The sequence below is a fragment of the Methylobacterium brachythecii genome, from assembly GCF_014196345.1.
In the GTDB taxonomy this organism is placed as follows: domain Bacteria; phylum Pseudomonadota; class Alphaproteobacteria; order Rhizobiales; family Beijerinckiaceae; genus Methylobacterium; species Methylobacterium brachythecii.
Genome location: NZ_JACIDN010000009.1, coordinates 180,117 through 203,754, shown reverse-complemented (window position 1 = coordinate 203,754; position 23,638 = coordinate 180,117). Strand labels below are relative to the sequence as shown.

General features: G+C 67.6%; 17 protein-coding genes. 8 read left to right on the top strand and 9 right to left on the bottom strand.

Annotated elements, in window-relative coordinates; all coding sequences use genetic code 11:
* Nucleotides 1-77 precede the first annotated feature (77 nt).
* Entirely contained in the window at nt 78-2,045 is a 1,968-nt protein-coding gene (dxs, locus tag GGR33_RS21980) for a 1-deoxy-D-xylulose-5-phosphate synthase (RefSeq protein ID WP_183509647.1), read from the bottom strand.
* A gap of 602 nt (nt 2,046-2,647) precedes the next feature.
* Between dxs and GGR33_RS21975 the strand changes: the two genes are divergently transcribed.
* The 3 genes from GGR33_RS21975 (at nt 2,648) to ettA (ending at nt 5,664) form a co-directional block, all read left to right on the top strand.
* The gene (locus tag GGR33_RS21975; RefSeq protein WP_183509642.1) at nt 2,648-3,535 is read left to right on the top strand and encodes a DNA/RNA non-specific endonuclease; all 888 of its coding nucleotides are present in this window, start codon (nt 2,648-2,650) and stop codon (nt 3,533-3,535) included.
* Between the two features lie 11 nt (nt 3,536-3,546).
* On the top strand, nt 3,547-3,816 hold the full coding sequence (locus tag GGR33_RS21970; RefSeq protein ID WP_183509637.1) for a hypothetical protein: 270 nt from the start codon (nt 3,547-3,549) through the stop codon (nt 3,814-3,816).
* A gap of 195 nt (nt 3,817-4,011) precedes the next feature.
* Nucleotides 4,012-5,664 (top strand): energy-dependent translational throttle protein EttA, encoded by a 1,653-nt coding sequence (gene ettA, locus GGR33_RS21965; RefSeq protein WP_183509632.1) that lies wholly within the window; start codon nt 4,012-4,014, stop codon nt 5,662-5,664.
* 1 nt (nt 5,665) lies between these two features.
* On the opposite strand, the gene GGR33_RS21960 is transcribed toward ettA, so the two are convergent.
* The 3 genes from GGR33_RS21960 to GGR33_RS21950 are packed head-to-tail and all read right to left on the bottom strand — an operon-like array spanning nt 5,666 to nt 8,675.
* Nucleotides 5,666-6,535, bottom strand: a complete 870-nt coding sequence (locus GGR33_RS21960) for a formyltransferase family protein (protein WP_183509629.1) — start codon at nt 6,533-6,535, stop codon at nt 5,666-5,668.
* A 10-nt stretch (nt 6,536-6,545) separates the two neighbouring features.
* On the bottom strand, nt 6,546-7,316 hold the full coding sequence (locus GGR33_RS21955; RefSeq protein ID WP_183509626.1) for an SDR family NAD(P)-dependent oxidoreductase: 771 nt from the start codon (nt 7,314-7,316) through the stop codon (nt 6,546-6,548).
* Nucleotides 7,317-7,355: 39 nt separating this feature from the next.
* Nucleotides 7,356-8,675 carry a capsule biosynthesis protein gene (locus GGR33_RS21950; RefSeq protein WP_183509622.1) on the bottom strand — a complete coding sequence of 440 codons (1,320 nt, stop codon included), beginning with the start codon at nt 8,673-8,675 and terminating at the stop codon, nt 7,356-7,358.
* A 351-nt stretch (nt 8,676-9,026) separates the two neighbouring features.
* On the opposite strand from GGR33_RS21950, the gene GGR33_RS21945 reads away from it, so the two are divergent.
* From GGR33_RS21945 to GGR33_RS21930, 4 genes are all read left to right on the top strand, one after another.
* Complete coding sequence (locus GGR33_RS21945) at nt 9,027-10,943, top strand: capsular polysaccharide export protein, LipB/KpsS family (protein WP_183509619.1); 1,917 nt, start codon at nt 9,027-9,029, stop codon at nt 10,941-10,943.
* A 17-nt stretch (nt 10,944-10,960) separates the two neighbouring features.
* Nucleotides 10,961-12,451: an LTA synthase family protein gene (locus GGR33_RS21940; protein WP_183509615.1), complete on the top strand. Its 1,491-nt coding sequence runs from the start codon at nt 10,961-10,963 to the stop codon at nt 12,449-12,451.
* Nucleotides 12,452-12,606: 155 nt separating this feature from the next.
* Nucleotides 12,607-13,776 (top strand): polysaccharide biosynthesis/export family protein, encoded by a 1,170-nt coding sequence (locus tag GGR33_RS21935; protein ID WP_183509610.1) that lies wholly within the window; start codon nt 12,607-12,609, stop codon nt 13,774-13,776.
* Nucleotides 13,776-14,456 carry a phosphorylase family protein gene (locus tag GGR33_RS21930; RefSeq protein WP_183509601.1) on the top strand — a complete coding sequence of 227 codons (681 nt, stop codon included), beginning with the start codon at nt 13,776-13,778 and terminating at the stop codon, nt 14,454-14,456. Before GGR33_RS21935 ends, GGR33_RS21930 begins: the two co-directional genes overlap by 1 nt.
* Here the strand turns inward: GGR33_RS21930 and hpnH are convergent.
* Nucleotides 14,406-15,572, bottom strand: coding sequence for an adenosyl-hopene transferase HpnH (gene hpnH, locus GGR33_RS21925; protein ID WP_183509599.1), 1,167 nt, complete (start codon nt 15,570-15,572; stop codon nt 14,406-14,408). The two genes, GGR33_RS21930 and hpnH, sit on opposite strands and share 51 nt — an antisense overlap.
* Before the next feature lie 540 nt (nt 15,573-16,112).
* Here hpnH and GGR33_RS21920 point away from each other — a divergent pair.
* Nucleotides 16,113-18,767 carry an MMPL family transporter gene (locus tag GGR33_RS21920; RefSeq protein ID WP_183509589.1) on the top strand — a complete coding sequence of 885 codons (2,655 nt, stop codon included), beginning with the start codon at nt 16,113-16,115 and terminating at the stop codon, nt 18,765-18,767.
* Nucleotides 18,768-18,813: 46 nt separating this feature from the next.
* Here the strand turns inward: GGR33_RS21920 and hpnK are convergent, their stop codons facing one another.
* The 4 genes from hpnK to hpnI form a co-directional block, all read right to left on the bottom strand.
* Nucleotides 18,814-19,668, bottom strand: coding sequence for a hopanoid biosynthesis-associated protein HpnK (gene hpnK, locus GGR33_RS21915; protein ID WP_183509576.1), 855 nt, complete (start codon nt 19,666-19,668; stop codon nt 18,814-18,816).
* 3 nt (nt 19,669-19,671) lie between these two features.
* Nucleotides 19,672-20,454, bottom strand: a complete 783-nt coding sequence (locus tag GGR33_RS21910; protein ID WP_183509565.1) for an SPFH domain-containing protein — start codon at nt 20,452-20,454, stop codon at nt 19,672-19,674.
* A gap of 342 nt (nt 20,455-20,796) precedes the next feature.
* Nucleotides 20,797-22,230, bottom strand: a complete 1,434-nt coding sequence (gene hpnJ / locus GGR33_RS21905; protein ID WP_183509563.1) for a hopanoid biosynthesis associated radical SAM protein HpnJ — start codon at nt 22,228-22,230, stop codon at nt 20,797-20,799.
* Nucleotides 22,231-22,387: 157 nt separating this feature from the next.
* On the bottom strand, nt 22,388-23,584 hold the full coding sequence (gene hpnI / locus GGR33_RS21900; protein WP_183509553.1) for a bacteriohopanetetrol glucosamine biosynthesis glycosyltransferase HpnI: 1,197 nt from the start codon (nt 23,582-23,584) through the stop codon (nt 22,388-22,390).
* Between the last annotated feature and the right edge of the window lie 54 nt (nt 23,585-23,638).

The following is a 23,638-nucleotide window of genomic DNA, read 5'->3' as shown; positions in this document are numbered from 1 at the left end:
AAACGCCCGGACCGAGCCGATCCAGGCGTTCACGAAGCGCGGGGCGCTTGTCTCACCGATAATGCGGCGCAGCAAGATCAGGCGAGGCGGAGGTGCCCCGCGCGGCTATCCTGCTGCGGGAGTGCCGCCTTCACCGTCGCGATGATACCTCCGGCATCGAGGCCAGCCTCGGCGTACATCTTCTCGGGCTTGTCGTGGTCCTGGAAGCTGTCGGGCAGCGTCATGGTGCGGACCCGGACCGTGCCCGCATCGAGCGCGCCCTTGGCCGACAGCAGGTGCAGCACCATCGCCCCGAAGCCGCCAGTCGAGCCCTCTTCGACCGTGACCAGCACCTCGTGCGTGCCGGCGAGATCGAGGATCAGATCCTCGTCGAGCGGCTTGGCGAAGCGCGCATCCGCCACCGTCACGGCGATCCCCGCCTTCTCGAGTTCGTCCGCTGCCTTCAGAGCCTCGCCGAGGCGCGTGCCCAGCGTCAGCAGGGCCACGCGCGCCTTGGCGGGACGCCGGATCACCCGGCCACGGCCGATGGCCAAGACCTCGCCCTGCTCCGGCATCTCGATGCCGACGCCCTCGCCGCGCGGATAGCGCAGCGCGATCGGGCTGCTGTCATGCGCGTGGCAGGTCGCCACCATGTGGACCAGCTCGGCTTCGTCGGCGGCCGCCATCACCACGAAGTTCGGCAGGCAGCACAGATAGGCGAGGTCGAAGGCGCCAGCATGGGTCGCACCGTCGGCACCCACGAGACCGGCGCGGTCCATGGCGAAGCGAACCGGAAGGTTCTGGATCGCCACGTCGTGCACGACCTGGTCGTAGCCGCGCTGCAGGAAGGTCGAGTAGATCGCCACGAACGGCTTGTAGCCCTCGGTGGCGAGGCCCGCGGCAAAGGTCACCGCATGCTGCTCGGCGATGCCGACGTCGAAGGTCTTGTCGGGATGCGCCTTGCCGAACAGGTCGATCCCGGTGCCGCCGGGCATCGCCGCGGTGATCGCCACCACCTTCGGATCGGCATCGGCCGCCTTGATCAGGCTCTGGCCGAACACGGCCGTGTAGCTCGGGGCATTCGGCTTGGCCTTGGCTTGGACGCCCGAGACCACGTCGAACTTGACCACGCCATGGTACTTGTCGGCGCTCGCCTCGGCCGGCCCGTAGCCCTTGCCCTTCTGGGTGACGACGTGGAGCAGGATCGGGCCCTGTTCGGAGTCACGCACGTTCTTCAGGACGGGCAGCAGGTGGTCGAGGTTGTGACCGTCGACCGGGCCCACATAGTAAAAACCCATCTCCTCGAACATCGTGCCGCCGCCCACCACGAGGGAGCGGGCATATTCCTCCGCCCGCACGGCGCGCTCGTAGAGACGCTTCGGCAGCAGCTTGCCGAGTTGCTTGGCCGTCTCGCGGATCGAGCGGTAGGTGTCGCCCGAGGCCAGACGCGCCAGATAGGCCGACATCGCGCCGACCGGCGGGGCGATCGACATCTCGTTGTCGTTGAGGATCACGATCAGGCGCGAATGCAGCGCGCCGGCATTGTTCATGGCTTCATACGCCATGCCCGCCGACATCGAGCCGTCGCCGATCACCGCGATCATGTTGCGGCGCTTGCCGGGTTCCTCGCCGTTGGCCTTGCGCTCGGCCTCCTCGAGGTCACGGCCGACCGCCATGCCGAGGGCTGCCGAGATCGAGGTCGAGGAATGCGCCGCACCGAACGGGTCGTATTCGCTCTCGCTGCGCTTGGTGAAGCCCGACAGGCCGCCACCCTGGCGCAGCGTCCGGATGCGGTCGCGCCGGCCGGTGAGGATCTTGTGCGGGTAGCACTGATGCCCGACGTCCCAGACGATGCGGTCGGAGGGCGTGTCGAAGACGTGATGCAGGGCGACCGTCAGCTCGACGACGCCCAAGCCGGAGCCCAGATGCCCGCCCGTCACCGAGACGGCATCGATCATCTCCGCGCGGACCGCATCCGCCACCGCCCGAAGTTCACCTTCGGGAAGCTCGCGCAAACGGTCCGGCGTCGGGATGCCGTCGAGGATCGAAACGTCGACAAGAGCCAATGTCGTCACCTGCTATTCGTCTTGATTCCCGCGCCAGGATAAGTCCCTGGCGGCGGATTCGGATCGGGCTTGTCGCGTGCCGGTCAGCTCCGCGCCTGGCGCCCGTGATCATTGCGATCCGCGCGCAAACAGCCTAGCTCGATCCGGCATCTCGATGCCATGATCCAACCCGCGGCAGGAAACGGCCATCAAGAGCTTTCGAACGATCCAGACGCCTTCAACGGTCAAGGCAGTCCGGTCCGATCGCCGATAAGGCCCCGGGCAATACGGAATAGGGCGGCGATGATCAATATTGTGCATGCGCTTTTTCGAGATCAGGGGCTCCCGCGCAACACGAGATCGCAGCTTCGCCGATCCCGGATTCTATTGGCCGCCGCGATGATTCCGATGCTGATTGCACTCGACGTACAGGCCGCGGATGCCCGTCGGCCGGGCCGATGCGATCCACAGGTCGATTGTCCTGGTCGCCGTCCGCCCGGTGCGCCGGACCGCGATGCCCGCCCCTTCGAAGGCACCCTCGGCCGACCCTGCGGCTATCGCTGGCAATATTCACCCTCCGGGACGCGCCGCGTGCGGGTCTGCTTCTGAAGGCAATAGGCACAATGATGCAGGGTGCCTACCGGTACTCCGTCGTTTTGCTTCTCGGTTGCGCGATATCCTCGGCGCCTGCTCATGCGGCCGAGTCGTGCCCGGAGCTTTTCGCGGGCGGTCGCGCACCGGTCCTGGCCAATCCGCGGCTCGCACCGAACACCACGCCGCTCTGCTTCGAGGCCTTCGCGGTGCTGTTCTCGGGCGTGTCGCGCACGCCGCTCTACGCTGCCGAGCGGCTCACGCGAGCAAGCATCGGAGCCGCACGCCGAGTCGACCGGGCGGATGCCTTCCATGAGGAGGACCGCCTCCCGGACCGCTCCCGTTCTGAGCTGAGCGACTACGTACGCAGCGGCTACGATCGCGGCCATATGGCGCCGGCTGGCGACATGCCGACCGCCACGGCTCAGGCCCAATCCTTCAGTCTCGCCAATATCGTGCCGCAGGATCGCACGTCCAATCGCGGAATCTGGGCGGCGATCGAGGAGAGCGTGCGGCGTCTCGCCCTGCGGCGCGGCGAGATCTACGTCGTCACCGGGCCGGTCTTTGCCGGCGACTCGGCTGCGGCGATCAACGGCCGTGTCCTCGTGCCGACGCAGATCTACAAGGCGGTCTACGATCCCACCCGCGGCGAGGCCGCGGCCTATCTCGCCGGCAACGATGACGTCGGCGACTGGCGTGTCGTCTCGATCGCGACGTTGCAGCAGGCTGCCGGGCTCGACCCGTTTCCCGGCTTGCCCGAGACCAGCAGGGCGAAGGCGATGAGCTTGCCCGAGCCACGCGAATTCTCTCGCGATCGCAACCGCTCGGGCACGGATGACGGCTTCCAGGCCTGGGCGAAGCGGGAGGTCTATCGTGTCCTGCATCGTCTCTGGCGCGACCTGATGCGCGCGATCTTCTGAGGGAGGCCTCCATGCCCCACAAGACGAACACGGGTTTCGTGCCCTTCGCCGACGACGCCAGCGTCCAGACATTCGGGGGGCTCTCCCTCGAAAACGGCACCACGCGAATCGCGATACACGGCGCCCTCGACCTGACGCGCGATCGCACGGGGCTCGACCGTGCAAGGGGGCTGAAGGCCACGCTCGACGCGATCGTGGCCGCGCTCGACGCTGAGGATCTGCCGGAGCAGGTCGCCGAGGAGACGCAAGCTCCGACGATCGTGAAGAACCCTTTTGCCTGAAAGCTCTGGCTCCCATATCGCGAAGGAGACGCATGGCGCCGGCGCCACCGGCATCCTTGCCGGCTCAAGGGCGCCCTGTTAGGTCGGCGCAAACATCCCAACGCTCAACGCGGTTCGCGGCACGGCTCGATGGCGAGCCAGAGCCCGAATCGTGACGGCCGCGCCCCGGCCCGCCCCATCAACGAGGACATCCGCATGGCCCGCGAATTCATCTACCACATGAAGGGTCTGACCAAGACCTATACCGGCGGCAAGAAGATCCTCGATAACATCAACCTGTCGTTCTATCCGGACGCCAAGATCGGCGTGCTCGGCATCAACGGCTCGGGCAAGTCGACCCTGCTGAAGATCATGGCCGGCATCGACACGGAGTGGACCGGCGAGGGCTTCGTCGCGCAAGGCGCGCGTGTCGGCTACCTGCCGCAGGAGCCGCAGCTCGATCCGGACAAGTCGGTCCGCGAGAACGTCATGGAGGGCGTGGCCGAGAAGCAGGCCCTGCTCGACCGCTACAACGAACTCGCCATGAACTATTCGGACGAGACCGCGGACGAGATGACCCGCCTTCAGGACGAGATCGAGGCGCAGAACCTCTGGGAGCTCGAATCCAAGGTCGACCAGGCCATGGAAGCCCTGGGCTGCCCCAGTGACGAGCAGCCGGTCGCGACCCTGTCCGGCGGCGAGCGCCGCCGCATCGCCCTGTGCCGTCTGCTTCTCTGGGAGCCGGAACTGCTGCTGCTCGACGAGCCGACCAACCACCTCGACGCCGAGACGGTGAACTGGCTCGAAGGTCACCTCAAGAGCTATCCGGGCGCGATCCTGATCGTGACCCACGATCGCTACTTCCTCGACAACGTCACGAGCTGGATCCTCGAGCTCGATCGCACCAAGGGCATCCCCTACGAGGGCAACTACTCCGCCTGGCTCGTCCAGAAGCAGAAGCGCCTGCAGCAGGAGGGCCGCGAGGACATGGCCCGCCAGCGCTCGATCAACCGCGAGCAGGAATGGATCGCCGCCTCGCCGAAGGCCCGCCAGTCAAAGTCGAAGGCGCGTATCACGCGCTACGAGGAGCTGGTCGCCAAGCAGAACAACAAGGTCGACGCCTCGGCCCAGATCGTCATCCCGATCGACGAGCGGCTTGGCAACAACGTCATCGAGTTCGATCACCTCAATAAGGCCTTCGGCGACCGCCTGCTGATCGAGGACCTCTCGTTCAAGCTGCCGCCGGGCGGGATCGTCGGCGTGATCGGCCCGAACGGCGCCGGCAAAACCACCTTGTTCAAGATGATCACTGGCTCGGAGAAGCCGGATGGCGGCGACATCTCCGTCGGCGAGACGGTGAAGCTCGGCTATGTCGACCAGTCGCGCGACGCGCTCGATCCGAATGCCACCGTCTGGCAGGAGGTCTCGGGCGGCAACGACATCATTTATTTCAACAAGCGCGAGATCAATTCGCGCGCCTATTGCGCAGCCTTCGCCTTCAAGGGCGGGGACCAGCAGAAGAAGGTCGGCACGCTCTCGGGCGGTGAGCGCAACCGCGTCCATCTCGCCCGCACCCTCAAGGGCGGAGCCAACGTTCTCCTGCTCGACGAGCCGACCAACGACCTCGACATGGAGACCCTGCGCGCGCTCGAGGATGCCCTTGAGGATTACGCCGGCTGCGCTGTCATCATCAGCCACGATCGCTGGTTCCTGAACCGCATCGCGACCCACATCCTCGCCTTCGAAGGCGACAGCCACGTCGAGTGGTTCGAGGGCAACTTCTCGGACTACGAGGAGGACAAAAAGCGCCGCCTCGGCAGCGACTCGATCATCCCGAAGAAGCTGAAGTACAAGAAGTTTTCGCGGTAACTCAGCCGGCGGGCGAGGCCTTGGCGGACAGCGTCAGGGCTTCGCGCAGATCGCGGGAATCAGTGAGCTTGCGGCCCTGGCGTCGCATCGCGCGGAGCATTGTTTTGTCCGGAAAGCCACAATAGGGCTCGACCGGCATGGCCGTGCCCGCGGGAACCCTACCCTCCTCGGCGATCGTGGCGAGCACGCCGTCGAGCAGGATGCGGCCGTGTTCGTGCAGCCGGATCGCGGCGCGCGTGGCGGTGACGTCGGACGGCAGCGCGACCCGCTCCTGTGTGAGGATCGCTCCGGCATCGATTGCGGGAACGAGGTGGTGCACGGTCACGCCGAACTCGCCCCTCCCCTCGGCCAGGGCGTGGATCGTCGGAACCGGCCCGCGATGGCGGGGCAGCAGGCTCGGATGGATGTTCAGGCCGCCGAGCGGCGCCAGCGTCAGTGCTTCGCCCGAAAAAATCTGGTCGAAATGGAAGCTGACGATGAGATCCGGCGCATGCGCGCGGAGGGCCTCGGCGACGGCCGAGCCGTTCACGTCGTCGATGCTGGCTGTCGGGATGCCGAAGCGCCGGCAGAGCGCGGCCAAAGGCGTCGTCTCCGTTGCATCCCCGCTGCCGGCGAGCCTCTGCGTCAGCGGCGCGAGCGGGCGCAGCAGATCCGGCAAGCCGAAATTGACCGCCAGATAGGGCAGGATTGCGGGACCGGAGCGGGCGAGATGGCGGCGCACCTGCCCTATGAGGCCGCCGGTGGACGGCCGCTCGGCATTCGAGAGCCCGACGAAGGCGATGTCCTCGGCATGGTCGGCGACGAACCGGCGCACGGCGCGGGCATTCGGCAGCGCCTCCAGCGTGAACAGGGCGATGCGCGGCCGTGTCACGCGTCGCCCCTCACCGCGCGTCGCCGATGCGGGCCTTGAACGGGGCCATGCCGAGCCGGACGACCCATTCGGGCACGAGCCCGGCGCCCCGCGCGAGCGCCGTCAGGATCCACGGAAAGGCGATCACGTTGCGGTTGCGCTCCAGACCACGCGCGATCAGCTCGGCAGCCCGGTCGGCGTCGATCTCGAGCGGGCGCCAGCCCTTTTTGTAGGTCGCGCCCATCGCCGTGCGGACATAGCCCGGGGTCACGACGTTGACCCGGACACCGCGCGGCCCGAGCTTCTGCCGCAGCGCCAGTCCATGAGCGAGCAGGGCCGCCTTGCTGCCGCTGTAGGACGGAGCGTCGGGTAATGGTGCGTAGGCGGCGAGCGACGACACGAGCGCGATCTGCCCGGCGCCGCGTGCACCCATCAAGGTGACGCAAGGCAGCGCTACGTTGAGCGCTCCGCCGAGATTGATGTCCATCGTCTCGAAGGCGACCTGCTCGGTCTCCACCGCGCCGTCCGGATGGCCACCGTTGACGCCGGCATTGACGATGACGAGGTCGAGCGGATGCGCCGCATCGACCGCCCGGAGGCGGGCTCCGGCCAGCGCGCGATCGCTAACGTCGAAAGCTTCCACTAGCACGTCCGCGCCCTGAGCGCGGCAGGCCCCTGCGACCGCTTCGAGCCGCTCGCGGCCGCGCGCGTTGAGGATCAGCGTCGTGCCGGGACGCGCGTAGAGCCGGGCGAGCGCGGCCCCGATGCCGCTCGACGCACCGGTGATGAGGATGACGGGCATGAGGGCCGAGGGTGTCGTGGAATCGAGGCGGCGGCCCGCTCAATACGCCGGAGACAGGCTGCCGCCCTCGGCTGCAGGCTCACGCGTCGCACGGGCGATCGCCAGGGCGGCAGGCGGGAGCACGGCCTCGAGCCGCGGCACGGCGCCTGCGACCGCCCGCTCGATCGCCGAGGTCGAGAAGTAGCCGCCGTTGATCTGGGTCCGGTGCATTACGACGCGGCGGAAATCCGCCATCAGCGCCATGTCGGGCGGTGTCGGTGCGTGCCAGAAGCTGTCGATATCGCCCTGATGGGTCAGGCCGGGCACGTTGTAGATCGCGACGCCGGTGGCGAGTGTCGGGCGTCCGCGCTCCAGCGAGAGCATGCCCACGGTGGAGTTGACCAGCACAACGCCGCGGCTGCCGTCGATCAGCGCCTGCAGATCGCCGCCGTCGATGAAGTCGATGCGGTCGTTGACACCGTGGCGTCTGGCCGATTGGCGGGCGCGCTTGCGCCAATCCATGATCCCGCTGTCGAGCGGGTGCAGCTTGACCAGCAGCCGCGTCTGGGCGCCTGGGTGCTGACGGAGATATTTGGCGAAGGACGCGATCACACGGTCCATGAAGCCCTCGACCCCTAAGAAGGGCGAGTGCACCCGGATCTGGTAGTCGCTGTCGAGCTGGAGCGGCAGCAGAAAATAATCCGCCTGGATGGCGCCGTAGATCCGGTTGACGTCCGCCGCGTGTCGGCGCGTGCGGCCCCGGCGCAGGAACTTCTTGATCCAGCCGCCATACTCGGCCGCGATGTGATTCGGCCGATGGCTGCGGAAGCCCGGATAGAGATACGGGAAGGCGATGTTGGCGATGTTGTACGCGATGTCCCAGACGCTGCGTCGCGCCATGTCGCCGGTGAGCGGCATCGCGCGGCCCTGCTGCGGCAGGCGTCGGGCGATGGCACGGATCTCGGCGGCGGTTTTGGGGAGCGTCGAGCTGCCGTTCACGCCGCCATGCTCGCAGGTGATCCAATTCGGGCGGATGTAGCCTTCCTCGAAGACGTGGACGCGCACGCCCAGCGGCTTTCCAGCCTCGATCGCCGCGACGTGGTAGGGTCGGCAGTCGCCGAACAGCACCAAGTCGGTAACGGCGTGCTCGCGGATGTAGGCGTCCAGATAGGCCGGCCAGCCGTCGCTCGTGCCGCGGTAGTCGTCGCTTTCTCCGCGCCAGAACAGCCAGTCGCCGGAGGAGAAGTTGATACGCCGGACCTTATGGCCGCGTTCGCGCAGGGCGTGGCCGAGTTCAGAAAAGAACGGAGAGGCGATGCCCTGAAGGAACAGGAAGGTCGCGACCGGCGAACGCGCGATGATCGGACGAGGCTGCGGCATACCGGAGAGTTTCGCTCTGAGGCCGGTCCGATCCGAGCCGTTTGCCGACAGCGCGACCGTGCCCGTCATCGGTCGCACGTTCGCGGAAGCCTGATCAATCCGGGTCGCTGTCCGCATCCCTGTTTCCCGAAGCGCGTTGCCCGTCGATCACAGGCCGTTGCACGTGCCGGCAAGCTCTCTCTGCCGAATGAGGCCGGCATGTGATCGCCGTGTGAAAAAGAGCTGCTGTAGCGGGGACAAAGACCCGGTGCGGTGAAAACTCGGTTAAGCGCGGGGCCCTTCGCCGAGGACACGGTTCGACGGACGCCTCTCATGATGGTTAAAGGCGGCTCCCGCGTCCCCGGCCCTCCCATGCCCCAGCCGTTGCCATCGACCCTGTTTCCGGCCGGCCGGACAATTCGGAGCCTGCGCCCCGAGATCGAGGCGGCCACCGGCAGCGCCCTCGCGGCGACTTCAGCGGCCGTCGTCGTGGCATGGCAGGGTTCGCGTGCGGAGGCACTTCTGAACGCCCTCGGCCGCCCCGTGCTGAGCGTGGCGCCCGGTCCGCTGCTCAGCCCCTACGATAGCCCAGCCACCGGCTATGCCAGCCTGCGTCTCACCTTCGCAGGGCGGCCCCTAGGGGGCGCCGAGCCGGCGGCAGACCTCGCGAGCCTCCTGCGCCAGCATAGGCTATACGGCCGGAATCGCTTCGCGAAGGCGCCGCTGCCCGCGGAGATCGTTGCCAACCCGGTATCACTCGTATTCGTCGACGAGAGCCTCGTCGGCTCGCCGGCTCGCCTGCAGGCCTTCCTCGACCGAGTGCTTGCGTTCGCGCCCGGCGAGAACTTGGTTGCCGCTGGGCCGGAGGGCATCCCACTCGTCAGATCTGGAACGCAGCGCCTGACATTGGTGAGCGAACCGGTCGATCCCTGGTCTCTGTTCGACCACGTCTCACGCGTCTACGTCGCCAGCGGAGGCGCGGCCTGCGAGCCCCGGCTCGCCCGAGTCGAGGCAGTCTGGCTCGGTCCCGATGGTCCGAGGCCGCTGCCCGACGAAGCCGACTTGGTGGCCTTGCGCTTTGGCCCCGGTGTACATGCCTTCGATCCCTGGACGCGACAGCCGATCGCGATGGCGGATGCGGTCGAGCGCGTGGCCTGGCTGCGAGATCGATTTGCCGGCAACGCACGCCGCGTCGTCTATGTCGGCATCTCGCGCTGGAAGCGCCCGGCGTTGGACGTCTTCGCCGACGGTCCCGCCGGGCGGCCGATCCACACGATGGTGGCCGAGGACGCGGTCGCGGCAGCGGCTCGCGAAGGCGCCGAGGTTCAGGCCTGGGCGACGCGTATGCCGCGGCAGCTCGCGCCGCTCTGCGAAGCTGCCGGCGTCCCGCTATCGCGGATCGAGGACGGTTTCCTACGCTCGGTCGGGCTCGGCGCCAGCCTGCAGCCCGGTGCCTCGATCGTCGTCGACGATTCCGGGATCTACTACGACCCGCGCACCGAGAGCCGACTCGCCCGCATCCTGCGCGAGACGGCGTTCCCGCCCGAGCTCGTCGAGCGGGCGCGGCGCTTGCGCGAATCGATCGTCGAGAGGCGGCTCAGCAAGTACAATGTCGGCCTCTCGCAGGCGGCGACCGACTGGCCCTCGGGGCGGCGCATCGTGCTGGTGCCGGGCCAAGTCGAGGACGACGCCTCGGTTCAGTACGGCTCGCCGCTCGTGCGCTCCAATCTCGGGCTGCTGCGTGCCGCCCGCGCGCGCAACCCCGACGCGTTCCTGCTCTACAAGCCCCATCCCGACGTCGAGGCAGGCTTCCGGCCCGGTGCGATCCCCGAAGCGGAGGCCCTCGCCCTGGCCGACCGGCTCGTCGGTGGCCTCGCGATCGTCGACCTGCTCGACCGGGTCCACCACGTCGAGACCATGACATCGCTGGCAGGCTTCGAGGCCCTGATCCGTGGTCTCAGCGTGGCCGTGCACGGGCGCCCCTTCTACGCAGGCTGGGGCCTGACCGAGGACCTCGTTCCCGGCGCCGACCGCGGCCGCAGGCTGGCACTGGATGAACTCGCGGCGGGGGCGCTGATCCTGTATCCGCGCTACCTCGATCCGGTGGCGATGAAGCCCTGCGAGCCGGAGCAGCTGCTCGACAGGCTCTCGGCGGAGCGGGATGCGACGGGCCCGTCGAGGCTTGCCATCGGCAGCCTTCGTCATGCGGTGATGCGCGCGCGCTACGCTCTGCTCAACCCGATCGTGCGACGGCTGCGCGGCCGCCGCGGCGTCGGCACCCAACGCTGAGGCCCCTGCCCGCTTTCATGTCCGTGATCCTGGCCTTTGCCGTCGCCCTTGCAGGCTCCTTCGCGATCGAGGCGGCCGCTGCGGCCCGGCGCGTCAGTCTGCGCCCGGGCGACGTGGCGATCCGGCTTGGGTCCTACGCGCTGATCACGGCGTTCTGGTTCGTGTTCTCATGGCGGCCTTGGCTCGCCGGCGCGTCGACGCTCACGACGATCATGATCACGATGGTGATCGACGCGCTGAAGCGCAGGATCTTGGGCGAATCGCTGGTGTTCAGCGACGTCGCCCTGCTCCGCCAAGTGCCGCGTCATCCCGACCTCTACTACACGATGCCCCTCACACACCCGCGCATCGCCGTGCCGCTGCTGCTGGCGGTGCTCGGCGTGGCCGCTTGGTACGCGATCGAGCCGACGGCGCTTCCGCAGGGCTTGCCGGCGAGTGTGCTGGCGATCGCCGCCCTGCCAGCGATTCTCCTGGCGATGTGGTTCGGAGCGCGGACCGGGATCGGACGCGCGGTGCTCGCCGCGCGGTGTCCGAGGCCGGATCTCGAAGCGGACGTGGCGCGCTACGGCGTGCTCGCTACGATGTTCGCCTATCTCGCCCGCCGCGAGGCTGAGGCGGCGACGGAAACCGCGCCCACGGCTCTGCCACTGCCGGCAGCACGGGGCGACGAGGTCGTCGTCGTGGTCCAGCTCGAATCATTCCTCGATCCGGCCCGGCTCGGCGGCGAGCCCCTGCCAGCCATGGCGCGGATCGATCGTGAGGCGGCTCAGCACGGCCGTCTCACCGTGCCGACGCATGGGGCCTACACTATGCGCTCCGAGCACGCCCTGCTCACCGGCCGCGAGGGCGCGAGCCTCGGCTTCGGCGGGTTTGACCCCTACCTGTCCGGTGGTGGCCGGGAGCCAACGAGCCTCGCCCGGCTGGCAAAGAGAGCCGGCTACGAGACTGTGTTCGTCCATCCCTACCATCGCGACTTCTTCGACCGGGAGAGCGTGATGCGCGCGCTCGGCTTCGATCGCCTCGTCATGTACGAGGACTTTGCCGAGGCCCCGCGCGTCGGCCCCTATGTCAGCGATACGGCGGTGGCCGCGCGCATCCTCGCGGAGGTGCGGGGACGGACTCGGCCGATCCTGATCTTCTGCGCCACGATGGAGAACCACGGCCCCTGGAAACCCGGCCGGCTTCCCGGCATCGACGATCCGCTCGCCCAGTATCTGCATCACGTCGGCAATGCCGGCCGGGCGGTCGAAACCCTGGCCGACGGGCTGTCGGCCGAGCGGGCTACGCTTTGCATCTACGGCGACCACGCGCCTTCGCTGCCTTCTTACCGGCCCGGCGACGGTGACCCGCGCACGGACTACGCCCTGTTCCGGTTCGCTCGGCCGGTGCCCGAGGGCGGACGCCGGGTCGATCTCAGGATCGCCGCGCTCGGCTGTCTCCTGCGGGACGCAGTCGCCCCCGAAACGGCGATGGCGGCAGACCCAAGCGTGGCCGTGCCACGCTCGTGACGCATTGCTGACGAACGGCTGAGCTTGGGTCGGCTGACGCCGCACCCTGGTCGATCTCAAGCACCCGTTAAACGGATCGCAGCGATTCGACGGGTATTCGTGAAAAGACCCAATCCCGGAGGCGGCCTCGCCCGCATGCCGGCTGGAGAGTGTTCATGGTGCGTATCGCAGCTCCCGCTGCCCTTTTGGCCTGCCTGACCTCGGGCTGTTCGTACCTGCCTGCGGCGGGTCCGACGGCGAGCGCGATCGTGGACGGGGCGGACGTGGCGACGCCGGGCGGGGTCTATGCGCGCTACGAGCTGGTGGATGTGTCTCCGGCGGTGATCGAGGCTCTGCGCTCGCGGCCGCTCGACAGCCTGCTGGCGACCTTCGGCGACCGCAGCCCCTCGGCCGAGCCGGTGATCGGGGTGGGTGACTCGGTGGCGGTGCAGGTCTGGGAAGCGGGCTCGGGCGGATTGTTCTCGGGGCCGCTGGTGGCCGACCGGTTCTCGGCCGGCTCGAAATCGGCGCTGATCCCCGAGCAGGTGGTGAGCCGCGACGGGGCGATCTCGGTGCCCTATGCCGGCCGCATCCAGGTGGCGGGACGCCGTCCGCAGGACGTGCAGGTGCTCATCGAGAGCGAACTCGCCGGCAAGGCGATCCAGCCGCAGGTGCTGGTGACGGTGTCCAAGCCCATCTCGCAATCGGTGACGGTGACCGGTGAGGTCACCTCGGGCGCGCGCATCCCGCTCTCGGGCAAGGGCGACCGGCTGCTCGACGTGGTCGCCGGGGCCGGCGGCGTCAGGGGGCAGGTCAGCGAGACCTACGTGCGGCTCTCGCGCGGTCAGACCACCGTGACGGTGCCGCTCACCGCCGTGGTCTCGAACCCGCGCGAAAACATCTTCATGCGTCCGAGCGACGTGCTCACCCTGGTGCGCGATCCGCAGACCTTCATGGCGCTGGGCGCGCTCGGCAATGCCACCGAGATCCCGTTCTCGGCCGAGGGCATCACCCTGTCGCAGGGCCTGGCCCGGGCGCGCGGCCTGTCCGACCTCCAGGCGGATGCCGAGGGCGTGTTCCTGTTCCGCTTCGAGCCCAACACCCTGGTGCGGCGCCTCAAGCCCGGCTCGCCGCTGTTGACCACCAAGCTCGTGCCGGTGGTCTACCGCTTCAACATGCGCGATCCGCAGAGCCTGTTCATGAGCCAGGCCTTCCGCATGCGCAGCCGCGACATGCTCTACGTTTCCAACGCGCCCTTCACCGAAGTCCAGAAGGTCCTCAGCGTCTTCTCCACCGTCACCGCCCCCGTCTCCGCAGCAGCATCTGTCTACGGCGTCGCGCGCTGATGCCAGCCGTCCTCGCCGTCGCCGGGCTCGCCCGCGAGGCTCGGATCGCTGCGGGCGAGGGTGTCGAGACTCTTCAGGCCGGCGGCCGGCCTGCCGTACTACGGGACAGGTTCGCAGCGCTCCGCGATACGCCGTACCGGGCCGTGATCAGCTTCGGAATTGCCGGCGGTCTCGATCCGGCTCTGGTGCCCGGCGACGTCGTGGTCAGCACGGCGGTGGTCGCGGGAGACGGTCGCCGCCTCCCTTGCGATCCAGGCATCGCCGAGGCCCATGCGAGGCGCCTCTCGGGGCTGGGCCGGCGTGTCGTCGCGAGAGACGTGGCGGGCGTCGAGGCCGCGATCATGACGGTCGAGGCCAAGGCCGCTCTCGGCGCCCGGACCGGTGCGGCAGTGGTCGACATGGAATCCCACGTGGCGGCCGACTACGCGGCGCAGCGCGGGCTGCCCTTCGCGATCCTGCGGGTGGTGTGCGACCCTGCAGAGCGTGCTCTGCCGGCATTCGCCGCCTCGGCGCTCAAGCCGAACGGCGATCCCGACATCGCGGCGGTGCTCGCCGCCTTGCTGCGCCGAGAGGCGCGCATCGGGGAATTGGTGCGCCTCGCCCGGGATTCGGGCGAGGCGTTCAAGTCGTTAGGCCGCGCTCGCGCGCTTCTGGGTCTCGCGCTTGGTGTCGACGCCTGAGGCTTTGATCTCGGAGAGCTTCTGGGCGACGTTGCGGGAGAACACATATTCGGCCGGACGCTGGTTCTCCAGGCTGATCTCCGGAGCCATCTCGCCCTCGGTCTTCACGCCGCGCAGGGCATGGATGACGGGCTTCCACGGCTTCTTGACCGAATCGACCACCGAGGAGGCCTCGTAGCCCGAATGGACCATGCAGTCGGCGCACTTCTCGTAGTTGCCGGTGCCGTAGGCGTCCCAGTCGGTGTCTTCCATCAGTTCCTTGAAGGTCGCGGCATAGCCTTCGCCGAGCAGGTAGCAGGGCTTCTGCCAGCCGAAGACCGTGCGCGTCGGGTTGCCCCACGGCGTGCAGTGGTAGGACTGGTTGCCGGCCAGGAAGTCGAGGAACAGGCCCGACTGCTGGAAGGTCCACTTCTCGCGGCCCTTCTCCTTGCCGTGGCGGAAGACGCCGCGGAACAGGTTCTTGGTGGCCTGGCGGTTCAGGAAGTGCTGCTGGTCCGGCGCGCGCTCGTAGGCATAGCCCGGCGAGACGGTGATGCCGTCGACGCCCATCTTCGTCACGCTGTCGAAGAAGTCGGCGATCTTGTCGGCCTGCGAGTTATTGAAGAACGTGCAGTTGATCGTCGTGCGGAAGCCCATCTCCTTGGACTTCTTGATCGCAGCGACGGCCTTGTCATAGACGCCGCGCTGGCAGACCGACTGGTCGTGCATGTCCTTGTCGCCATCGAGATGGATCGACCAGGTGAAGTACGGCGAGGGCTTGTAGTCCTTGATCTTCTTCTCGAGCAGCAGCGCGTTCGTGCAGACGATGACGAACTTTTTCTGCGCGATGATGCCCTGCACGATCTGCGGCAGATCCTTGTGCAGCAGCGGCTCGCCGCCGGCGATCACGACGACGGGTGCACCGCACTCGCGCACGGATTCCAGCGCCTCGTCCACGGGCAGACGCTTGTTCAGGATCTCGTCCGGGTAATCGATCTTGCCGCAGCCGGCACAGGCGAGGTTACAGCGGAACAGCGGTTCCATCATCATGACGAGCGGGTAGCGCTTACGTCCCGTGAGGTGCTGTTTGAGGATGTAGCCGCCGATCTTCGCGACGTACCGAATGGGGATTCCCAAGACGCGGCTCCTTTGCTCTGGCCCCATCAACGAAGGGGCTGCTTAGCGCGAAAAATTTCTGAATTCCAGGGATGTAGTCTGGAACCAAGTTGAAGTGGCCGAAAAAGGGCGGTCCGACTTCCGTATCTTCGCGGTCGTGTCGAAGGAGCCACGAAGAATGGGCGGACTGGGCTCCCGAGGGCGGCTCGACCGCCAGTGGCGGCAGATCGTTCGCTGCGAGACCGTTTCAACCCGGCTCAGGTCTCCAACGCATTGCTGCAATGCAATACAGCATGGCGCGACCGACGGCTGCATGAAATTGCCGCCGCGTTGCATTCCGAGGCTGGGACCAGTACTTAGCGCCCCATCGAGAGGCATCGTCCCAGATCGGCGGCCCGGCCTTTACGGTCAGCGGGAGCGTTACCGGCGATCCGCGGTCCAGCTGGAGAGGCGACCCTCTCTACGCCGGTGGACATGCCGGCTTTCGGGAAGACACGGCGGGTAACGCCGCCCGGCGTTCCAGAGGCGCCCGGGTCAGATCGAGGTAGGCAGGGCACCCGAGTGATCGAACGTCTCGTCGCGTTTTCCGTACAGCGCCGTTGGCTCGTCATCGCCCTCATCGCGCTGATCACGGCCGCAGGCGGGGGCATCGCCGCCCATCTCTTCCGCATCAATACGGATGTCGAGCGGCTAATCGAGCCGAGCGTGCCGTGGCGGCAGGACGAGATCCAGTTCGAGAAGGCTTTCCCGCAGCGTTCCAACCTCGTGGTCGCCGTTATCGACGGACGCACGCCGGAGATCGCCGAGGAGGCAGCGGTCGAGCTGAGCAAGGCGCTCGCCGTTCACAAGGACCAGATCGAGACCGTCTACCGGCCGGATGGCGGCCCGTTCTACGACAAGAACGGCCTCCTGCTGATGTCTCAGGAGGAGCTGGAGAAGACCACCGAGTCGCTCATCCAGCAGCAGGGCCTGCTCGGGCCGCTCGCCGCCGATCCTTCCTTGCGCGGCATCATGCGGGTGCTGGGCCAGGGCGCGAAGGGCGTGAAGAGCGGTGATGCCAAGCTCGAGGATCTCGAGCAGCCGATGACCCGGATCGACGAGACGCTCAAGACGGTGCTCGCCGGCCAACCGGCCCGGATGTCCTGGCAGGAGCTTCTCGCCAACGGCAAGTCCGAGACTACGGACAAGCGCAAGTTCGTGATGATCCAGCCGGTGCTCGACTACAACGCGCTGGAGCCAGGCCGCGAGGCGACCAAGCTCATCCGCAAGGTCGCGCAGGACCTCAAGATAACACAGGCCGAGGGCCTGCACATGCGCCTGACCGGACCCGTCGCGGTGGCCGACGACGAGTTCGCGACCCTCTCCGACGACGCTTTCGTGAACAACGCGGTGGTGGTCGGCGCCATTGTCCTGTTCCTGTTCCTGGCCCTGCGCTCCGGCCCGCTCGTGATCGCGGTGATCATCACCACGTTCGCGGGGCTCGTCGTCACGGCGGCGCTCGGGCTGCTGATGGTGGGTGAGCTCAATCCGATCTCGGTGGCCTTCGCGGCGCTCTTCGTGGGGCTCGGCATCGATTTCGGCATCCAGTTCGCGGTGCGCTACCGCGCCGATCGCTACGAGGTCGGCGAGGTCGAGGGCGCGATCCGGGCAGCGGCGCGGGGCGTCGGCATCTCGCTGACGCTGGCCGCGATTTCACTGATCGCCGGATTTTTCGCGTTTCTGCCGACCAAGTTCCGCGGCGTGTCCGAGCTCGGCCTGATCGCCGGCGTCGGCATGGTGGTGGCCTATCTGTTCGCGCTGACGCTGCTGCCGGCACTGATCGCGGTGTTCCATCCGCGCGGCGAGAAGCGCGCCGTGGAGACCACCTGGCTGTCTGGTGTCGACCACTGGATCGTCGCGAACCGCAAATACGTGCTGGTCGGCGTCGGGATGCTGACGGTGGCGGGCATTCCGATGCTCTTGAAGCTGCCCTTCGATTCGAACCCGATGCATCTTCGCAGCCCGAAGGTCGAATCGATCGCCACCTATCTCGACCTGATCAAGGACCCGGCCACGAGCCCCAACACGGTCGACGTGCTGGCGCCGAACGTGGACGGGGTGCCCGATCTCGTCGCGAAGTTGCTGAAGCTCGATTCCGTGGCGAAGGTCATCGACATCGACACCTTCGTGCCGCGCGACCAGGACCAGAAGCTGCAGACCATCGCGGAGACGGCGGGCCTCCTCGGGCCGGCCCTCAACCCCGGCAAGAAGCAGCCGCCTCCCACCGATGCCGACAACGTCAAGGCGATCAAGGAGACCGCCACCGCCCTGAAGGGCGTCGACGACGGCAAGTCGGCCGGCGCCAAGGCCGCGGGCAGCCTGTCGGCGACGCTGGACAAGCTTGCCGACGCCCCCGTCGGGACGCGCGAGGCCGCTTCGGTCGCGCTCACCACCGACCTCAAGACGCTGCTGCGTCGCCTCGGCGGCCTGCTCTCGCCCGAGAAGATCACGCTGCAGAACCTACCGCCGCAGCTCAAGGCCGAGTGGGTGACCGCCGATGGACGCTCGCGAATCGAGGTGCATCCGAAGGGCAACTCGAACGACGACGAGGTGCTGCGCCACTTCGCCAAGGAGGTGCAGACCGTGGCCCCGCACGCCACCGGCGCGCCGATCGCCACGACGGAATCGAGCTACACGATCCTCGGCGCCTTCATCCAGGCCGGCCTGACCGCCCTGGCCCTGATCTTCATCATCCTCTCGGTGGCTCTGCGCAAACCCTGGGACGTCGCCATGACGCTCGGGCCGCTGGTGCTCGCTACCCTGTGGACGCTGATGGCGCTCTACATCCTCGGCATGCCGCTGAACTTCGCCAACATCATCGCGCTGCCGCTGATGCTCGCCGTGGGTGTGGCCTTCCACATCTACTACGTGATCGCCTGGCGCGCCGGAGTCGCCGACATGCTGGCTTCGAGCCTGACGCGGGCGATCTTCTTCTCGGCCCTGACCACCGGCACGGCCTTCGGCTCGCTGATGCTGTCGAGCCATCCCGGCACGGCCAGCATGGGTAAGCTGCTGGCGCTGTCGCTGTTCTTCACGCTGGTCGCGGCGTTCTTCGTCGTGCCCGCCTTCCTCGGCCCGCCGCCGGCACAGCCCGACGCGGACCGCCCCGAGGGCAAGGATGCGGGCAAGCTGCCGGCGTCCGAGGCGAAGGTGCGCGAGACGGTGGCTGCGAAGTAGCTCGCCAACCGGCTGCCGGCGCCGCGACCCGCGCCGGCAAGCCCTCCTACGAAAAGTCCAAAAACCCTCCGCTCACCGCCCCCATCTGTGCGACCGCATCGCGCGATTCCGGCGCCACGAGCGCGTCCCTCTCGGCGGCATACGCATAGCCCGGCGCCTCGCCCGCGAAGCCGCCGGTCGTGGCCGGGTGGGTATAGAGCTCGGTCAGCCCGTCGGGCAGGTGGCGCAGCAGCCCGGCGACGCGGGCCGGCGTCATGCCACCCGACCAGGCGAGGCCGAGTGTGCGGTCCGGAATTAGCAGCCCGGCCTGGCGCGCCCTCGCGGCGAGCAGGCCGGCCCAGGGGGCGATGTCGAGGGCCGGGCGCGGGCGGCAGCCGGGCTCGGCGAGGCGCAGGAGGGCGCGCGGTTCGCGCGGTACCCGGATCGCCCGCATGCCATAGCGTGCGCCGATGGCCAGCACCGCGCCCGCGATCAGCGGATGCACGTGGAAATGCTTGTGGGCGTTGACGTGGTCGAGCGGCAGGCCGGTGGCCTTGTAGGCCTCGAACTGCGCGGTGATTTCGGCGGCGAGCTGCCGCCGCGCGGCGGCCTTCGCGGCGAGATCGAAGCCGAGGCGGCCCATGTCCCGGCGCATCAGGCCGTTGTCGTCGACGAGGCTCGGGAGCTGGGCCGGCGGCAGGGTCGGCCATGCTTCGACCAGGACGAGGTGCAGCCCGACGCGCAGGCTCGGTAGGCGTTGGGCGCGGGCCACGGCATCGGCCGCGCCGGGCGCCGAGACCATCAGGCTCGCCGCCGTGAGGATACCCTCGCGATGCGCCTGCTCGACGGCCTCGTTGACTTCGAGGCTCAGCCCGAAATCGTCTGCGGTGACGACGAGGCGCTTCGATCCGTGACCTGCCAAGGCTCAGCTCTCCTGCGCGGGCTCAGCCGCGGCCTCGGCCGGCGACGAGAGGGCGAAGGCCTCGCGCCCGATGACGAGGGTCGCCCCCTTCCCGCCCTGCGCCGAGAGTGCCTGAAGCAGCCGAAGATTCATCAGCTCGGGGTTTCCCTTGAGCATCCGCGCGGAATTCGCGAGCGAGCGCAGGGCCGCCTGCTCGCTGCGGGCGCGCTCCAGGGCCGCCTGACCGTCGAGGCGGGCCCGCTCGATTTCTGCGTAGAGCCGGCGCAGCTCCGGGGGCATCGTGATGGCCGAGATCGAGACGCCGCTGATCGTGCAGCCACAATCCGGCTGCACGATCAGCGGCAGAAGTGTTTCGCCAAGGCTGGCGCGTTCGGCGAGCATCGCTTCGAGGGAGCGACCGGCCGCGAGCTGGACCAGCGCCTCGGTCACCGCCAGCCGCATGAGCTCGCGATAGCCGAGTTCGTGCGCGCGCCGGGGGTCGGTGACCGCGTAGGTGAAGATGGCGGACAGCCGGTACGACAGACGCTCCGCGCTCGTGACGTCGGCGTTGGTCAGGTATTCGAGGCGCGGCTGGCGAGGCAGCACGACGACCGTCTGCTCCTTGAGCCCGAGCGTCCAGTAGCGGCCGGGCCCGAGCACCCGTGCGAAACGTCCGTCGACATAGAGCAGGCCCTGCTCCCATTCGTTGACGGTGCGGCTGGAGGACGGGGCGCGTATGGCGCGCAGGATGGCATAGCCGGCGAGTGACATAAGGCCGAGCGCCAGAACCGCAGTGACCCCTGACAACGCTGCCCTCCCTCCAATGGCGGGACCGAAACTCGAGACTCTCCGACGCCGCGGGGATTGCGCGGGGATCCGAGGATCCGCAGGGCGCAATCCTGGCTGCGGCAAGGCCGGCGCCGGAGAGCACTGGATGCTGACCAAACAGCGCGGGAGCAGGACTTTCGCCGCTGGCCGCGCCCGCGACGGACGTCGCGCGGCTGACCCGCCCCCATGGGGAACCGAACCCCGACGGACCACTAGCACGGCCTCGGTCGAATGTGTCGATGGGCGACTCGGACGAGCCGCCGCAAACGAAAACGGCCGGGCATCGAGCCCGGCCGTGATCGGTCGCTATGGAGCTTCGGTTCAGGCAGCCTTGGAGGTGCCCTGGCGATCCCGGAGGAAGTGCCAGAACTCGACGCCCTCGCGGAGACGGCGCTTCATCATGTCGGGCGAGCGCACCATTTCGTTCACGATCGAAGCGATCTTGGGCACGCGGAAGTAGAACTTCTTGTAAAACTCCTCCACCGCCGCGAAGATCTCGGCATGCGAGAGATGCGGGTAGTGCAGCGGAGCGATCTGCACGCCGTTCTCGTCGACGAGTTCGGCGTTCTCGACATCGAGCCAGCCGTTCTCGACGGCCTGCTTGTAGAGGAAGGTGCCGGGATAGGGCGCGGCCAGCGAGCACTGGATGGTGTGCGGGTTGATGCGCTTGGCGAAGGCGATCGTCTCCTGGATCGTCTCCCGGGTCTCGCCGGGCAGGCCGACGATGAAGGTGCCGTGGATGGCGATGCCGAGGTCATGGCAATCCTTGGTGAACCGCTCGGCCACCTCGACGCGCATGCCCTTCTTGATGTTGTTCAGGATCTGTTGGTTGCCGGACTCGTAGCCGACGAGCAGGAGGCGCAGGCCATTCTCCTTGAGAACCTTCAGGGTCTCGCGCGGCACGTTCGCCTTGGCGTTGCAGGACCAGGTGACGCCGAGCTTACCCAACTCGCGCGCGATTTCTTCGGCGCGCGGCAGGTTGTCGGTGAAGGTGTCGTCGTCGAAGAAGAACTCCTTCGTCTGCGGGAACTCCTTCAGGCAGTACTTGATCTCTTCGATCACGTGCGCGACCGAACGGGTGCGGTAGGTGTGCCCACCGACGGTCTGCGGCCACAGGCAGAAGGTGCAGCGGCTCTTGCAGCCACGGCCCGAGTAGAACGAGATGTAGGGGTGCTTGAGGTACCCGATGAAGTACTTCTCCATCTCGAGGTCGCGCTTGTAGACGCTCGTGACGAAGGGCAACTGGTCCATGTCCGTCATGATCTCGCGGTCCTCGTTATGGACCACGACGCCGTCGGCGTTGCGATAGGACAGACCCTTGATCTCCGACATCGGCACGCCGTCGGCGACTTCCTTGACGGTGAAATCGAACTCGTTGCGGGCGCAGAAATCGACCACCGGAGCCTGAGCCATCGAGCCGGCGGCATCGACCGCGACCTTGGCGCCGATCAGGCCGGCGATGAGCTTCGGGTTGGCGGCCTTGAGCGCCTCGATGGTCTTCACGTCCGACTTGAAGGACGGGACCGAGGTGTGCAGCACGACGAGGTCGAAATCGTTGGCCTGGGCCACGATCTCGGAGAGCTTGGTGTTGTGGGGCGGCGCGTCGATCAGCTTCGAGTTCGGCACCAGGGCGGCCGGCTGGGCCAGCCAGGTCGGGTACCAGAACGACTTGATCTCGCGCTTGGCCTGGTAGCGCGAACCTGCGCCGCCGTCGAAGCCATCGAAGGTGGGGGCCTGGAGGAAGAGCGTGCGCATCGAGTAGCGGCCTCGGGCTCGTGTTTGTGCGGGTGATGATGAAGTGCAGGCCGAAAACGGCGATTTGCAGTCCGTCATCTGTTCAATTGAGGCAATTTCCGAACGAAGAACCGTGGTTCGTCTCGTCCGATACCTAGGTACTGAAGGTCTTCGAAGCTTAGACCGAAGTCGCGCGGGTCTCGTGACCGATGGCGTGATCCGGGATCAGCGTACCATCGGCAACCACCCTGTAATCGTGACCTTTCCATGTCACCGCACCCGAGACGAAGCTCCAGGTGAAGTTGATGAAGGACAGCATGTCACGTATCGGCAACAGCCAGTAGGCGTGAGGCGTGAGGCCGAAGGCGCTCTCGACGCGCAAGCACAGCACGATGCGGCAGGCCAGCGCCAGGGCGGCGACGGCGAGCGCGAAGGTGCCGGCATTCGGCATCAGGGCCGCGATCAGGGCCAGCGGGAAGGCGTGGGTCACAACCGAGCCGGCATAGCCGGCGGGGTCGACATTGCGGATGGTGCGGTTCCAGCGCAACTCGTGCTTCCACAGGCCCGAGAGCTCGGTGTCGACGCAGGTATGACCGATGGTGAAGGTCGGGATCGCGACTTCGCCGCCGAGCTTCCGGAGAGCTTCGCCGATGGCGTAGTCGTCGGCGAGATCGTCCTTGAAGGTACGGAAGCCGCCGATGGCTTCGAGCGAAGCTTTGGTCAGCGCGATGGTCGAGCCGAAGCAGGGATTGGCGAGGCCGAGCGTGGTGCCGACGATGACGTTCGGCGCGAACTGCACGTCGATGGCGAGCGCCGAGAGATGGGCGAAGACGCCGCGATTGGCCGGGACACCGTGATAGAGGCAGGTCACGCCGGTCACGCCCGGCTGCGACAGCTCGGCGACGACGCGCTCCAGGTAATCCGGTTTCACCACCATGTCGCTGTCGGCGAGCACCACCACTTCGTGGTCGATTCGCTCCGACATGTTGATGAGGTTCGAGACCTTGCGGTTCGAGCCGTGCTGGGTCGCGTCGACGACGAGGTCGAGGCGAAGGGCGGGAAACGCCTCACGAAGGCGCTCGACGGTCTCGATCGCCGGATCGGTGGCCTTCTGGACGCCGAACACGATCTGCACGCGCCCAGCATAATCCTGACGGCAGAAGGTCTCGAGATTGGTGTAGAGATTCGGCTCCATGCCGCAGAGCGGCTTGAGGATCGTCACGGAGGGGCGCTCGGCGCTCTCGGGCAGCACCGGCGTCGCGCGGCGTGCGAAGCGGCCGGTCATGGCGGCGGCCATCAGCCCGTAGACGCAACCGGCAAGCGCCGTCAGCAGCAGAAGCGGCGAGATCCAGTCCGAGATGCTGGTGAGGTCCATGGAGGCGATGCTCGGTCCGGAAGGATGTCGGGTTTCGCCGGCGACGCGAGGATT

Bases quoted from the DNA above. Each gene is read 5' to 3' on its own strand.
- GGR33_RS21975 (WP_183509642.1), top strand. From the start codon at position 2,648: ATGATGCAGGGTGCCTACCGGTACTCCGTCGTTTTGCTTCTCGGTTGC.
- GGR33_RS21970 (WP_183509637.1), top strand. From the start codon at position 3,547: ATGCCCCACAAGACGAACACGGGTTTCGTGCCCTTCGCCGACGACGCC.
- ettA (WP_183509632.1), top strand. From the start codon at position 4,012: ATGGCCCGCGAATTCATCTACCACATGAAGGGTCTGACCAAGACCTAT.
- GGR33_RS21955 (WP_183509626.1), bottom strand. From the start codon at position 7,316: ATGCCCGTCATCCTCATCACCGGTGCGTCGAGCGGCATCGGGGCCGCG.
- GGR33_RS21950 (WP_183509622.1), bottom strand. From the start codon at position 8,675: ATGCCGCAGCCTCGTCCGATCATCGCGCGTTCGCCGGTCGCGACCTTC.
- GGR33_RS21945 (WP_183509619.1), top strand. From the start codon at position 9,027: ATGCCCCAGCCGTTGCCATCGACCCTGTTTCCGGCCGGCCGGACAATT.
- GGR33_RS21940 (WP_183509615.1), top strand. From the start codon at position 10,961: ATGTCCGTGATCCTGGCCTTTGCCGTCGCCCTTGCAGGCTCCTTCGCG.
- GGR33_RS21935 (WP_183509610.1), top strand. From the start codon at position 12,607: ATGGTGCGTATCGCAGCTCCCGCTGCCCTTTTGGCCTGCCTGACCTCG.
- GGR33_RS21930 (WP_183509601.1), top strand. From the start codon at position 13,776: ATGCCAGCCGTCCTCGCCGTCGCCGGGCTCGCCCGCGAGGCTCGGATC.
- hpnJ (WP_183509563.1), bottom strand. From the start codon at position 22,230: ATGCGCACGCTCTTCCTCCAGGCCCCCACCTTCGATGGCTTCGACGGC.
- hpnI (WP_183509553.1), bottom strand. From the start codon at position 23,584: ATGGACCTCACCAGCATCTCGGACTGGATCTCGCCGCTTCTGCTGCTG.